The 13,893-nt window shown below is 28.9% G+C and carries 10 protein-coding genes; 4 read left to right on the top strand and 6 right to left on the bottom strand.

Going from position 1 to position 13,893, the window contains the following annotated elements; all coding sequences use genetic code 11:
* Positions 1 to 85: 85 nt before the first annotated feature.
* Complete coding sequence (locus tag FVE74_RS08465) at positions 86 to 1,798, top strand: proline--tRNA ligase (protein WP_147004131.1); 1,713 nt, start codon at positions 86 to 88, stop codon at positions 1,796 to 1,798.
* Between the two features lie 110 nt (positions 1,799 to 1,908).
* On the opposite strand, the gene FVE74_RS08460 is transcribed toward FVE74_RS08465, so the two are convergent.
* From FVE74_RS08460 to FVE74_RS11980, 6 genes are all read right to left on the bottom strand, one after another.
* Complete coding sequence (locus FVE74_RS08460; RefSeq protein ID WP_147004130.1) at positions 1,909 to 2,274, bottom strand: Rid family detoxifying hydrolase; 366 nt, start codon at positions 2,272 to 2,274, stop codon at positions 1,909 to 1,911.
* A 105-nt stretch (positions 2,275 to 2,379) separates the two neighbouring features.
* On the bottom strand, positions 2,380 to 4,740 hold the full coding sequence (locus FVE74_RS08455; RefSeq protein ID WP_147004129.1) for a patatin-like phospholipase family protein: 2,361 nt from the start codon (positions 4,738 to 4,740) through the stop codon (positions 2,380 to 2,382).
* 28 nt (positions 4,741 to 4,768) lie between these two features.
* Complete coding sequence (locus FVE74_RS08450; RefSeq protein WP_147004128.1) at positions 4,769 to 5,485, bottom strand: YjjG family noncanonical pyrimidine nucleotidase; 717 nt, start codon at positions 5,483 to 5,485, stop codon at positions 4,769 to 4,771.
* Between the two features lie 405 nt (positions 5,486 to 5,890).
* The gene (locus tag FVE74_RS08445; protein ID WP_147004127.1) at positions 5,891 to 6,889 is read right to left on the bottom strand and encodes a hypothetical protein; all 999 of its coding nucleotides are present in this window, start codon (positions 6,887 to 6,889) and stop codon (positions 5,891 to 5,893) included.
* Between the two features lie 53 nt (positions 6,890 to 6,942).
* Positions 6,943 to 8,292 carry a hypothetical protein gene (locus tag FVE74_RS08440; RefSeq protein WP_147004126.1) on the bottom strand — a complete coding sequence of 450 codons (1,350 nt, stop codon included), beginning with the start codon at positions 8,290 to 8,292 and terminating at the stop codon, positions 6,943 to 6,945.
* Positions 8,293 to 8,317: 25 nt separating this feature from the next.
* Positions 8,318 to 9,586, bottom strand: coding sequence for a YARHG domain-containing protein (locus FVE74_RS11980; protein WP_232053928.1), 1,269 nt, complete (start codon positions 9,584 to 9,586; stop codon positions 8,318 to 8,320).
* Positions 9,587 to 9,857: 271 nt separating this feature from the next.
* On the opposite strand from FVE74_RS11980, the gene FVE74_RS08430 reads away from it, so the two are divergent.
* From FVE74_RS08430 to atpB, 3 genes are all read left to right on the top strand, one after another.
* Complete coding sequence (locus FVE74_RS08430; protein WP_147004125.1) at positions 9,858 to 11,096, top strand: glycoside hydrolase family 10 protein; 1,239 nt, start codon at positions 9,858 to 9,860, stop codon at positions 11,094 to 11,096.
* 220 nt (positions 11,097 to 11,316) lie between these two features.
* Positions 11,317 to 12,558 carry a sodium/glutamate symporter gene (gene gltS / locus FVE74_RS08425; RefSeq protein WP_147004124.1) on the top strand — a complete coding sequence of 414 codons (1,242 nt, stop codon included), beginning with the start codon at positions 11,317 to 11,319 and terminating at the stop codon, positions 12,556 to 12,558.
* Positions 12,559 to 12,912: 354 nt separating this feature from the next.
* Positions 12,913 to 13,809, top strand: a complete 897-nt coding sequence (gene atpB / locus FVE74_RS08420; RefSeq protein WP_147004123.1) for a F0F1 ATP synthase subunit A — start codon at positions 12,913 to 12,915, stop codon at positions 13,807 to 13,809.
* Positions 13,810 to 13,893: the final 84 nt, after the last annotated feature.

Genomic DNA, 13,893 nt, shown 5'->3' with positions numbered 1-13,893 from the left:
TTGCTAAAAGTCAAAAAAAAATATACAATATAAACATTATAAATACTTTATTTAAATAAAAAAAATGAATATAGAAGGAGAAGATATGAGATTATCGAAAGCATTTTTAAAAACATATAAGGAAGCACCAAAAGAGGCAGAAGTAATAAGTCATAAATTGATGTTGAGAGCTTCTATGATTAGACAGTTGACAAGAGGAGTTTATAGCTATTTGCCATTGGGATACAAGGTTTTGAAAAAAATTGAGAATATTGTTAGAGAGGAAATGGATAGAGCTGGGTCACAGGAAATTTTAATGCCAGTGTTGCAGCCAGCTTCGTTGTGGGAAGAGTCTGGGAGATGGTTTGCTTATGGTTCAGAACTTATGAGAATGAAGGATAGAAATGAGAGAGAATTTGCGTTGGGACCTACGCATGAAGAAGTTGTTACGGATATTGTTAGAAATACAATTACTTCGTATAAAGAATTGCCATTTAACTTGTATCAAATTCAGACAAAATTTAGAGATGAAATGCGTCCAAGATTTGGTCTTATGAGAGGAAGAGAATTCTTAATGAAAGATGCCTACAGTTTCCATTTAACAAAAGAATCGTTGGATGAAGAATTTTTGAATATGAAAAATGCATATTCTAGAATTTTGGAAAGAATGGAATTAAAATTTAGGGCGGTTGATGCGGATTCTGGTTCGATTGGAGGAGATGCTTCAAATGAATTTATGGTACTTGCTGAAAACGGAGAAGACGATATTTTATACAGTGACTCATCAGATTATGCTGCAAATGTTGAAAAAGCAACGAGTATCATTGAATTGAAGGAAAGTTCAGAGGAAAAATTGCCAAAAGAATTGATTGAAACGCCTAATACTAAGACAATTAAGGAATTGTCAGAATTTTTGAATATTCCAGAGGAAAAAACTGTTAAAGCGGTTATGTTGAAGGAAGTGTTGGAAGATAAAGTAAATTATGTATTGGCACTTATTCGTGGAGATTTAGATGTAAATGAAATTAAATTGAAAAATGCAGTGAATGCTTCGATGGAATTGGAAATGATGACTGAAGAAGAATGCGAAAAATTTGGGATTGTTCCTGGATTTGCGGGATCTTATGAGAAAAAAGAAGGACTTACAGTTGTTATTGATGAAACTGTAAAATATGTGAGAAATTTTGCATTGGGAGCAAATAAAAAGGATTATCATTTTATTAATGTTAATTTGGAAGATTTGCATTATGATGTAGTTGCTGATATTAGAACGGCTAGAGCAGGAGATATTTCGCCAGACGGAAAAGGTGTATTAAAAATTGCTCGTGGAATGGAAGTTGGACATATTTTTAAATTGGGAGATAAATATTCAAAAGCGTTAGATGCAAAAGTTTTAGATGAAAATGGTAAACAGCAAGTAATCCAAATGGGATGTTACGGAATTGGTGTTTCAAGATTGATGTCGGCTGTAATTGAGCAAAAACACGATGATTTCGGAATTATTTGGCCAAAATCAATTGCACCGTATATTGCAGATGTGATTATTGCTAATATGAAAGATGAAACTCAAGTAAATGTTGCTGAAAGAATTTATGAGGCGTTGAAAAATGAAAATATAGATGTTGTTTTAGATGACAGAAATGAGAGAGCAGGATTTAAGTTTAAAGACGCTGACTTAATCGGATTCCCGCTTAAAATTGTAGCTGGAAAAGGTGCGGTTAATGGAATTGTGGAAGTTAAAGATAGAGCAACTGGAGAAAGCGTTGAGGTTAAGGTTGAGGAAGTTGTTAATTTTGTGAAAGAGTTTTTGGTGAAATAATTCAAGTATACTCATTTGAGTGGAATTTGATTTAAAAATTTAAAAATAATAAAAAAGATGACTTTAGATTAATCTTTCTGAAGTCATCAATTTTTTTCATTAAGTAAAAATTATTTACCAAAATAAGCTATTGCTTCAATTTCTACTAGTACTCCCTTTGGTAATTTATCTACAGCAAAAGCAGATCTTGCTGGATATGGTTCAGTAAAATATTCTGCATAAATATTATTTACTGTCACAAAATCATCAATATTGTCTAATAATACAGTTGTTTTTATAACATTTCCTGTTGACAATCCATTGTTTTCTAAAATTGCCTTTAGGTTTTCAAGTACTTGTCTTGCCTGATCTTCAACTGTAACAGCTTCAACTTTCTGATTTTCAGGATTAATTGCAATTTGTCCTGAAATATACAAAAAATCTCCAGCTTTTCTAAATGCTGAATAAGGACCAACTGCTTCAGGTATTTTTTTCATTTTTTCCTCCTAAATTTTTATATTTTTAAATTTTTACAATTTCATTTTATCATATTTTTTCAATATTAAAAAGAGATTTATCAATTTTTTTGACATTAAATTATTTTATTCTGGTGAATATCCAAAATTTAATAAATATCTCCAGCTTTCTCCCGGTACTTTCGCAAATCCAAAGTAAATCGGTATTGTCAAGGCTTTTACTCCAATTCCGAATTTATAACTTTCCTTCACGTCATTGCCAAAACTGTAACTTTTTCCAGAAATATTTGATCTTGAATAAGTTGTATCCAAATATACAAGGTTTGATAAATTATATTGAGCTTTTAACTTTCCTGTAAAAATACTTCCGCCACGAATTTTGTCAGCCGGCATTCCTGCAAATTCCAATGAATTATCAGCAGTTCTTATTCCTCCCATTTTGGGCTTGTATGTTTCAGGAATGTCTTTTCCGTAAGATGTCAAATAGGCTATTCCAGGAGTAATCGTTACTTTTTCGCCAATTGGAATATTAATTTCTCCGCCTGCATACAGTGAGTTAAAGTTAGCATGCTTTGAATTTGCCAATGTGTAATTTGAAAATAGGTAAATTCCTTTTGTTGCAAAGTTAAGGCTGTCTCTTGTATCGTAATTTAGCTTTGCTTCAAAATACGGAAATGGTTTTCTCACATTTTCAGCATTATTTTCATGTTTTTCCACATCTGATATCTGATAACCTCCACCAATTGAGAATAGCAGATTTTTATACACTTCTACACCTATTCCCGTTCCAATTTTAAATCTTCTGTTTTCAAAACTGAAATATCCATTTCTATATTTTTGATTTTCAATAATATCACGTTTATATTCAAATTCTCCATAAATTATTGCCTTTGAATTTTTTCCAAGCTCTGCGGTTGTTCTTCCTTTTGCTCCATATTCATTTGCAACTGTTCCACTTACTGAATATCTGACATTTGTATTATTTATAAGCTTGCTTCCTTGGAAACCTACATTTACAGTAGCCAAATCCTCATTATTTATATTTCCTGAAAGCGTTAAATAATCGCTTGGTTTTTCCTGAACATTTATTATAAGGTCGTTATCCTTCACTTCATAATAAACAGTTGTAAAATCACCATTTTGATAAATATTATTAACAATCTTTTCCATATCCAGCCTTGTTAAAGTTCCAAGCTTTTTAGGAAAAAATTTATCAAAATATGCTCTTGTATATTTTTTATTTCCATCAATTACAATTCCGGTAATATTATATTCATCCTTCCAAGTCTGCCTAAATTCTTTTCGTTTTTCCTCTAATTTTTCATAAAGCTCAGGGTTTGATAATTTTCTGATTTCGTTTATATTTGCCCTTGCCACAGCCTCCCCAGCCGCAATAATATCTTTAACTTTTAAAAAATCATAAGCTTCAAACTTTTCCAAGTCAGGTTTCATATACAAGTCAAGCATCCGGATTTGCCGTTCAACTTCCTGTCTTCCTGCAATCGTTGTTGCATCTGAAATTACATCAATCAGATTCATTTTCGATTCATCCCTTTTTGTAAATCCATCTCCCACATTTACTCCAATTGTATAGTCAGCTCCAAGCACCTTTACATCTTGAACTGGCAAGTTTCGCACTACTCCGCCATCAATGTAAAGTCTTTTTCCATCTCGTATCGGAGCAAAAACTGATGGAATTGACAGGCTTTCCCTTATTGCTGTTGCAATCGACCCTTTATCAATCATTACGCCTTCTCCAGATTCCAAATCAGTCGCAACTGCCGCAAATTTTCTTGGGAATTTTTTAAAATCTTCAACTCCCAGCGCACCGTAAAAAAGTTCATTTAATCTCTGGCTAGCTGTCTTTCCGCCAACAACCCCGCTTGGTAATTTTGGCATAAAGTTTTTTATCGGAATTACCGTACTATTTTTATCTTCAATCGAGTTTCTTACAGCTCCTTTATCCTTTCTTTCGATTTTATCATTAAAAAGGCTCATCCAGTCCATGCTGACCGCTATTTCCTCAATTTCGTCCGGAGTATATCCAACACTGTACATTCCTCCAATAATACTTCCCATGCTAGTTCCAGTTACATATTCTATCGGCACCTTTTCCTCATCCAGAACTTTTAATATACCAATGTGGGCAAGCCCTTTTGCAGTTCCTCCGCTAAGTACCAGCCCAATTCTTTTGTCTTCCTGATTAATTACATTTTTTCTATTGGCATCGTTTTCTTTGTTTTCAAGATTTTTTTTAATGCCATTATTTTCATTATTTTTTAAATCCATATTTTTTTTTAATTCAGATTCTTTTTCGTTATTTCCATTATCACTTTTCAAATTCCTATTATTTTCATTTTCCAGAGCAACGTAGTTTTCAGATTTCCAGTTTTTTTCATTTTGAGTTTTTTCATTTTCAGACAATCCAAAAGCATTTACCAACAGAAAAATAATAAAAAAACAGATTGCCTTCTTCTTTCCAGTCACTGCCTAATCTCCTCCATTCTTTATTCGTTTATAAGATTTCAAATAATTCTTCTAATTTTTTTACTTCATATTTTGGAACTGATCCAGTATCATTCACAATATTTTTAAAATTTACCCAGCAAGTGTCAATTCCGGCATTTTGCGCACCTTTTATATCAGCCTCCAAAGAATCGCCAATCATTATTGCAGATTTTTTATCCGATATTCCAAAATATTCCATTGCACATTCAAATATTCTTTTATCAGGCTTATTCACTCCAACTTCTTCAGAAATAACAATTTTATCAATGTATTTTGCAATTGCTGAATTTTTTATCCGTGAATGCTGAACTTCCTTTATACCATTTGTAATAACTCCAACTTTATATTTAGAATGTAAATATTCACACAGTTTTTCAGTCGCCTCAAATGGAAAAACTCCTTCTCCCAGTTTTTTTAAATACAGTTTACTTACCTCAATCGAATCATACTCCAAGCCAAATTCCTCAATTATTTTTTCAAATCTCAAAACTTTCAGTTTATCCTTATCCATTTTCCCCTTTTCCAAATCCTTCCACAACTGTAAGTTTATCTCTTTATACCGTTTCCTTATTTTCTCATAATTTTCTTCAATTTTTTCTTTTTCAATCTGATTTACCTGAAAAAATCCCATTTTTTCAAATGTTTTTCTAAATGCTGAATCTTCCGTCTTTGAATAATCAAAAAGCGTATCATCTAAATCTATTAATACAAGCTCATATTTCATTTTTATTTTCTCCTTTCATTTTTATTCCATAGCCATTTGTAGAAGTCTAAAATTTTTAATATTTTTATTGAGTATTTTTGAAATAAAACTCTAATATTTTAAATAAAATATTGTATTTATCGAGTTTTTGTCTTATTATTTTTAAAATTGCCCATTTTAATTATTTATAAAATATTATTATGTTATTTTACATTTAAATAATAAATTTGTTATAATTCCTATTTTTGATGGGGTTTAGTATTAATTATAATTTAAAATTTATTTAGAAGCGATGCTATAATTATATCACAATTTGATGAGAAACTTAATTTTAAATATTAATAAAAATTACAAAAAAGGGCAAAAATCTAACTAATGCCCTTTTTATATTTAGATTCAAAATAATTTTTTGAATTTTTTTCTATTTTAATTTATTTTTGAAAATCCTTCTAATCTTAGTCTTGAATCCATTTCTTGTGAATTCATTTCTCCATTTAGATTTGAATCTGATGTAATAGTAGCTCTAGTTGCTGAAATTATTTCATTATTACTGTTCTGCATAAGATTTGAAAGTTCCAAATAATCATACTCAACAGCTTTTCCGTCATAATACATATTTCTAGACTTTATTTTGCCGTATATCCTTAATATAACTTGTCCATTTGAATCTTTTCCTGAATACATTCCCAAAATTTCATATAATGTTGAATAATAATCTGTCCTTCGTCCCAATTCTGATATAAAATAGTTTTCATATAATTTTTTTATTTGCGATAAATTTTTAACTTCTGAAATATCTTTTACAGGATTAGGAAGATCGCTAACTTTTATTTCAAATTTATCATTTATAACTTTGATTTTATTAAACTTTGCTAATCTTGTGTCATAAATTGCATTAACTTGTATGACATCTCCATTTTGAATACCTTCACTTTTAGAAAGTTCAAATTTTATATTAGCTTTATCTAAAAAATTTTTTAATTTTAAATTGAAACTTTTTTTGGATTCATCCCCAGTTGCTTCTTTTGTTAAAATTTCCGCTTTAGCTTCTCCAGAAATTCCATCAACATTTACTGTATAATAATTACTTATGTCAAATTTATCAATAAATATGTAGTTTGTTGCTACATAATATCCAATTATTGCTACTATTATTCCTATAATGATAAAAATAGTTGTATTATTATTTTTTTTATTATTATAATTATAATTTTGATTTTCATAATTTCCATCAAAATTTTGATTGTTAAAATTATTATAATAATTTTGATCATTATAGTATGGTTCATTGTAATTATTATTTCCATTATTGCCATAATTCATATCATCATTATGTTCATCATAATTATTGTATTCGTTAGAGTTTCCGTTACTATAATTCATATCATAGCCTTGATTATTATAATTCTGATTTTTTTCATTCATACTTACTCCTATTTTTACAAAACTTTGTAAAACGATTATTTAATGCTTTTTATTTATCTATAATTTTGATTATTATAATCATTATTTGTGTTATTGTTCCAGTTTTCATTATTATTGTTGTTATTGTTGTTTTGGTTATAGTAATTATTATTATTTTTCATAACTTTATTTTTCATTGTTCTAAATTCTCTTTGTATATCTTGCATTTCAAATTTTTTATTTCTAAATATTAAGAAAAAATTCGTAACAACTGCGATTAATGAAAATACAAGAAGAACTATAAAACAAGTTTTTATCATAAATATGTCTGGAACAGTATTAAAAATATCTGCTGAAGCTCCTAGATCTCCCATACCTAAATTCGCTAATGAACCTGTTAATTTATCAATAAAATCTGTATATTTAATTTCAGCGATACCAGCAATACAAAATATTATTACTGATAAATAATTTATATTTTTAAATTTAAATAAATTATTTGTCTTACGGAGTTTTAGAAAGATTAATATTAGTAATACAAATAAAGCTATAAATATATATTTTAAAGTATTACGAATGGATAAAACCTCTAAAGAAGTAGTTGCTGATTTTCCTAAAAATGCTTTCAATGGAGCTGGCATTTCCGACGAAAAATATGTTGAAATATTTGAAATAAGACCACTTTTTTGTAAATCCATAAATTGCATATAAAGTGCTATTCCTTTTATTGTTATCCAAGCAACCAAACCAAATACAACCGTACTTATCCAAAACATTAATTTTAAGAATAATTTATTTTGTGGATTATCTTTTTCAAGTATTGAATCCAAAAAAGATTTTTGATTATTAAAATTATTGTTTTGATTCATATTTGGATTATAGTTTTGATTATTTTGATTCGGATTCATATTATTGTAATTAGAACTATTATGGTTATAGCTGTTTTGGTTTTGATTCATGTTATTGTAATTCTGATTTTGGTTATTTTGATTCGTAGGATTAAAGTTTCTATTATTTTGATTTTGGCTATTTTGATTCATAGGATTAAAGTTTTCATTATTCCGATTTTGGTTATTTTGGTTCATAGGATTAAAATTTCCATTATTCCGATTTTGGCTATTTTGATTCATAGGATTAAAGTTTTCATTATTTCGATTTTGGTTATTTTGGTTCATAGGATTAAAGTTTCCATTATTCCGATTTTGGCTATTTTGATTCATAGGATTAAAGTTTTCATTATTCCGATTTTGATTATTTTGGTTCATAGGATTAAAGTTTCTATTATTTTGATTTTGATTATTTTGGTTCATAGGATTAAAATTTCCATTATTCCGATTTTGATTATTTTGGTTCATAGGATTAAAGTTTCTATTATTTTGATTTTGATTATTCTGATTTCCTGTTTCAAAATTATTTTTTTCCATTTTTTGCTCCTTTTAATTTTTTATTTTATTCTTTTGATAATATTAATTCAGCTAATTTTTTTTCATCAGGTGTTATTATATTTTCACTATATGAAGTTCCTTTATACCAACTTTTTTTAGAAAAATAGTTTTTGTATTTTTCTTTTTTAAAAATATATCCTCTTTTGGCGTATATTGTATTTCTAATAATAGAAAGCTGGCTGCTTGAAAAATTATTTAAATAACTCTCATTTCCTTTATTAATGACTTCGTCATAGACACGATCCAATGTTGCTAGATCTTCATCAGAACTTTGATTATTACTTGTGTTATTATTCTGAGAAGGCGCAGAGGTAGATGTAGATGTACTCTGATAGTTTGTCGCAGTTTCTTGAGTCATTTCATTATTTGCATTTGTATTTGTATTTATTTGAGCATTTGAAGCACCTTGTATATCTGTAAAAATGCTTTTGAACACTTTTAACATATCTTTACTGAATCTTGGGAAAATTTCTTCTTTTTCGCCCATAAATACTAAATATCTGTAATTTTTTTTATCCCCTTTATATTGTCTTTCAGTTATAATTATATAATTGTCGTCTTCTCTTAAAGAATAATTATAAATAAATATTTCATCTTTTTTATCAACGATTATTTCATTCTTATTATTATTTTCACTTTCACTTTCAGTTTCATTGTTTAGACCATCTTTGATTTTTTTTGTACTCTCTGAGAAATTATATATTTTTCCAAATTTTTTTATTTTACCTGAAAATTTATTTGAAAAATCAAAATTATCTTCATACTCTCCATCTACATAGTTTACTTCTTTTATCAAGCCATTATTTTCATCATATATAATTTCATTTTCATAACCAGAATTTGATTTTGTTTTTACATATATAGCTTTATTTCCAGCTGTTTTTCCAATTTCTACATTACCGTTTCTTTTTAGTTCATATACTCCTTCCATCACTCCATTACTAAATGTAAAATATCCACTATAACCTTCATTTGTTGTAAATGTTACTCTTCCTGTAAAAAGTTGTTTATTATAGTATAACAGTTCATTTTCAATTGAAAAATTAACTGCATCTAAAGGAACTGTAATACCTGTGTATTCTTCATTAATTTGCTCTTTTTGTTTTTTTTCTTCATTTTCTTGTTTTTCTTCATTTTCTTGTTTTTCTTTACTTTTACTATTCGTTTTGCTTTTGTTCCCAAAATTGAATATATTATTGCAAGATACAGCGAATATAAAAACAAAAATGAGGATTAATATTTTTAAAAGCTCCTTTTTTTTAGTTTTTAACATACACTTCCCTCCTTCTTTTTTATTGATTTTTGTTAAATTAATTTTTGATATTTTAATTTGTCTGTTGAATATTTTTTATTTATGAAATGAGATTATGTAATATTTTGTTTTAACTTAATTTTTCTATATAATAATATCCAACTTTTTAATAAAAGTCAATACTAAAAAAGAAAAAATTAAAGTAAGAAAATAAATGAGAATATATGTTGAAAATTTGTAAAAAATATACTAAAATTATAGTGAAGATTTAACATTCAGAAAGGAGAAGCGGGTGAAAGCAATTTTAAGAAAAGTATCATTATTGGCAATTACAGTTTTAACGGCAGCTTCGTTGAACGCCTCTAGCATTATAATGGGGAATCGTAACAATGCGGCAAAAGTTAATAATCAGAAAGTAACAAAAAATAGGGAGTTAAGAGGTGTATGGGTAGCGAGTGTAAGCAACATCGACTGGCCATCTAAAAAAGGACTTAGTGTAGATCAGCAAAAAAGAGAATTTTTAACAATTCTTGACAATGTAAAAAAATGGAATATGAATGCAGTATTTGTGCAGGTAAAACCGACATCGGATGCCTTTTATCCATCAAAATACGCACCTTGGTCTGAATATTTGACAGGAACTCAAGGGGTAAATCCTGGATATGATCCATTAAAATTCATGGTGGAAGAAGCACATAAGAGAGGAATCGAATTTCATGCCTGGTTTAATCCATACAGACTTTCGACATCTGGATCAAGAGATAAATTATCAAAGGATAATATTGGACGTAAAAAGCCTGAATGGACTGTTTCTTATGGAGGACAGCTTTATTTAAATCCAGGGATTCCTGAAGTTGATGACTATGTTGTAGACAGTATTGTTGAAGTTGTGAAAAATTATGATGTTGACGGTATTCACATGGATGACTATTTTTATCCATACAAAGTTAAAGGGCAAGAATATCCTGATTCAGCACAATATCAGAAATATGGTAAAAATTTTGCAACAGTTGGAGACTGGAGAAGAGATAACGTAAACAGACTGATTGAAAAATTGCATAAAGCTATAAAGAAGGAAAATGAAAATGTGGAATTTGGAATAAGTCCATTTGGAGTATGGAGAAATGCTTCTACTGATCCGTCAAGAGGTTCTGACACAACTGCAGGTGTGCAAAATTATGATGACTTGTATGCAGATATTTTACTTTGGATGAATAAAGGATGGATAGATTACGTTGCACCTCAAATTTACTGGAATCAAGGATTCAAAGCTGCTGAATATAATACACTTGTAAAATGGTGGAGCAAATATGCTGGACAAACAAACACAGATTTATATATTGGGCAAGCAGCTTATAAAGTAAACGACTGGAAAAATGCAAAAGAGTTAATAAATCAAGTTAATTTCAATAGAAATTATCCAGAAGTAAAAGGAAGCATATTCTTTAGCTACAAGTCATTACTGACAAACCCTAAAAATGCTACAAGCAGCCTAGCTCAAGGGCCTTATGCCAATATTGAAAATCAATAATTTTTAGAAAAAGTAATTTTTTGAAAAAAGAAAATAAATTTAAAATTGAAATTTAAGAAATCAAGAAAAATCAGTATCAGAAGAGTTTTTAAAACTTAAACGGTACTGATTTTTTGTTTTATATTTCTTATAATATTTTTTATAAATTTGCACTTTCATAGGTTTTATAGTATAATAACTTATTGTGAAAAAAAAAATTAGATCGAGGTGATAATGTTTTATGGTGAAGATTAACATGGATATGATCCAGACAATCGGGTTGGCAGTTATTCTGCTTTTAATTGGAATGAAGCTTAGAAAAAAAATTCAATTTTTTGAAAAATATTGCATTCCGGCTCCTGTTATTGGTGGATTTTTATTTTCAATAATCGTTTTTATTTTTAGACAGACAAATGTAGCTCAAATTAAATTTGATGATACGCTTCAAAAGTTTTTTATGGTAATGTTTTTTACAAGTGTAGGATTTAACGCAAGTCTTAAAGTATTGAAAAAAGGTGGAAAAAAGGTTGTTATGTTTTTATTTGTTGCGGCGGGATTATGTGTTATGCAAAATGTTGTTGCAGTAGTGCTTTCAAAATTTGTGGGAATTCCTCCACTGCTTGCGTTAATGACTGGATCGACTCCAATGACTGGTGGACACGGTACTTCAGCAGCTGTTGCACCTACAATTGAAGCTCTTGGTCCAATATACAAAGGAGCAAATGCGATTGCAATTGCATCGGCAACTTTTGGGCTGATTATAGGATCTGCGATGGGAGGGCCTATTGCTAGCAGACTTATTAATAAACATAAGTTATTGCCTGAACATTTTACAAAAGATGGAGTAAAGCACGGTGATGAAGATATAGATGAGGAAGTTTTAAAAAGACAGAAGCCTTATCTTGACGGAGAGCGTTTTTCAATGGCGTTTTTTTATATTTTGATTGCAATGGGGATCGGTTCATATTTATCAATGTTTATTGATTATCTTATGAGTTTTACAGGATTTGAAGCACATTTTCCTATTTATATCGGACCAATGATTATTGCAGCTATTATTAGAAATATATCTGACAATGTAAAGGCTTTGAATGCTCCAATTAAGGAAATAAGCATTCTTGAAGATGTGGCGCTTAGCTTGTTTTTAGCGATGGCACTGATGACTTTAAGATTGTGGGAACTTATTGACTTGGCGCTTCCAGTATTTATATTGTTAATTGCGCAAGTTGTATTAATGTATGTTTACTTGAACTTGGTAACATTTAAGGCGATGGGATCAGATTATGATGCGGCTGTAATGGTTTCTGGACATTGCGGATTCGGTTTAGGTGCAACTCCAAATGGAATTTCAAATATGAAAGCTGTTACAGAAAAATACGTTTATTCTAAAATGGCATTTTTTGTAATTCCAATAGTCGGTTCATTATTTATCGATTTCGTTAATATTAGTATTATTACTGTATTTACACAGTTTTTTAAATAATAAAATGTATGGTTCATAAGATAATAAATTGCTAAATTGTAAATTTTATTTGTTTTATAAAAATAATATAATTTATGAGAGTTAATTTATTTTTGACTTGTGAACTTTTTTTAATTCTTTTCAAATTTTATTTTTTTATTTGTTATAACTGTTAATATTCTTTTTAGAAAAAAAATAAAAGTGATTTAAATAATTTGTCATTTTCTCCCCAAAAATATAAAAGATATGCGGTAAATAGCAGGTTAAATTAAATAATAATAAAATTTGCAAAAAAAATTTAATTGGAGTATAATAAACATATGTAACAAAGTTTTTTAAATCTTTACTCAAAGTTGAGGGAAAGGAGGGAAATCAATGAAAAATAAAATTTTTAAGTTTTTAGGCTTCCTATTTCTTATGATGGTTGTCGTGAATCTGATTTTGTCAGTTATTTCGACATTCTTACCAGTAAAATTTGAGTCACCAAGTTCAGTTGTAGAAGCTCCGCATTATTTTAATTTTGTTCTGGGCGGACTTAAGTTCTCACTTAGTCAAACTGTAATTAATACGTGGGTGCTTATGCTTATAATTATGTTTATTGTAGGGGCTGGAACAAAAAAAGCAAGTGTTGAAAATCCAAGTAAAATGCAAATTGTGATGGAAGAGTACTATCACTTTATTGAAAACACTTTTTTAACTACATTTGGAAAGCATAAAAAAACTTATGTTCCGTTTTTCTCGGCATTATTTGCGTTTATAATGTTTTCAAACTTAAGTACATTTTTATTTCCATATATTATGATGGTAGTTAATGAAGATGGAGTTAAAATGGTAAAACCGTTTTTTAGAACGCCGACAGCAGATCCAAATACTACAATTGGATTATCGCTTGTAGTAATTGTACTTTTTCTGGCGGTATCTATAAAGCAAAAGGGATTAAGGGGATATATAAAATCACTGTTTGAACCAATGTGGTTTATGTTTCCGCTAAATATTGTGGATATTTTTTCAAAAGTTTTAAATACTTCAATGCGGTTATTTGGAAATATGCTTGCGGGACTTGTAATTGTAGGGCTTTTATATAGCCTTGTTGGCAGAGGTCTGCTTCAATCATTGACACATGATATGTTGAAGGGAAGTTTCTCCTTTTCAGTTGGATGGCCGATGATTATACAGCTTTATTTGGATCTATTCATTGGTATTGTTCAAGCATTTGTGTTTACGATACTTTCATCAGTTTACATAAGTGAAGCATTGGGTGAAGAGGAATAAAATAAAAACTGCAGTCCTGAAATTCTTTTATATGTTCAAAGTTAGTATTTTGTATAAATAAGAGTATTGTAGGACAAGATTAAC

Source organism: Leptotrichia wadei (assembly GCF_007990445.1).
GTDB classification, from domain to species: domain Bacteria; phylum Fusobacteriota; class Fusobacteriia; order Fusobacteriales; family Leptotrichiaceae; genus Leptotrichia; species Leptotrichia wadei_A.
Note: the sequence above shows the minus strand (reverse complement) of the source record. Positions and strands in the feature narration are given on the sequence as shown.

Excerpts from the sequence above, each read along its gene's own strand:
- FVE74_RS08465 (WP_147004131.1), top strand. The coding sequence starts at position 86 with ATGAGATTATCGAAAGCATTTTTAAAAACATATAAGGAAGCACCAAAA.
- FVE74_RS08460 (WP_147004130.1), bottom strand. The coding sequence starts at position 2,274 with ATGAAAAAAATACCTGAAGCAGTTGGTCCTTATTCAGCATTTAGAAAA.
- FVE74_RS08450 (WP_147004128.1), bottom strand. The coding sequence starts at position 5,485 with ATGAAATATGAGCTTGTATTAATAGATTTAGATGATACGCTTTTTGAT.
- FVE74_RS08445 (WP_147004127.1), bottom strand. The coding sequence starts at position 6,889 with ATGAATGAAAAAAATCAGAATTATAATAATCAAGGCTATGATATGAAT.
- FVE74_RS08440 (WP_147004126.1), bottom strand. The coding sequence starts at position 8,292 with ATGGAAAAAAATAATTTTGAAACAGGAAATCAGAATAATCAAAATCAA.
- FVE74_RS11980 (WP_232053928.1), bottom strand. The coding sequence starts at position 9,586 with ATGTTAAAAACTAAAAAAAAGGAGCTTTTAAAAATATTAATCCTCATT.
- gltS (WP_147004124.1), top strand. The coding sequence starts at position 11,317 with ATGGTGAAGATTAACATGGATATGATCCAGACAATCGGGTTGGCAGTT.
- atpB (WP_147004123.1), top strand. The coding sequence starts at position 12,913 with ATGAAAAATAAAATTTTTAAGTTTTTAGGCTTCCTATTTCTTATGATG.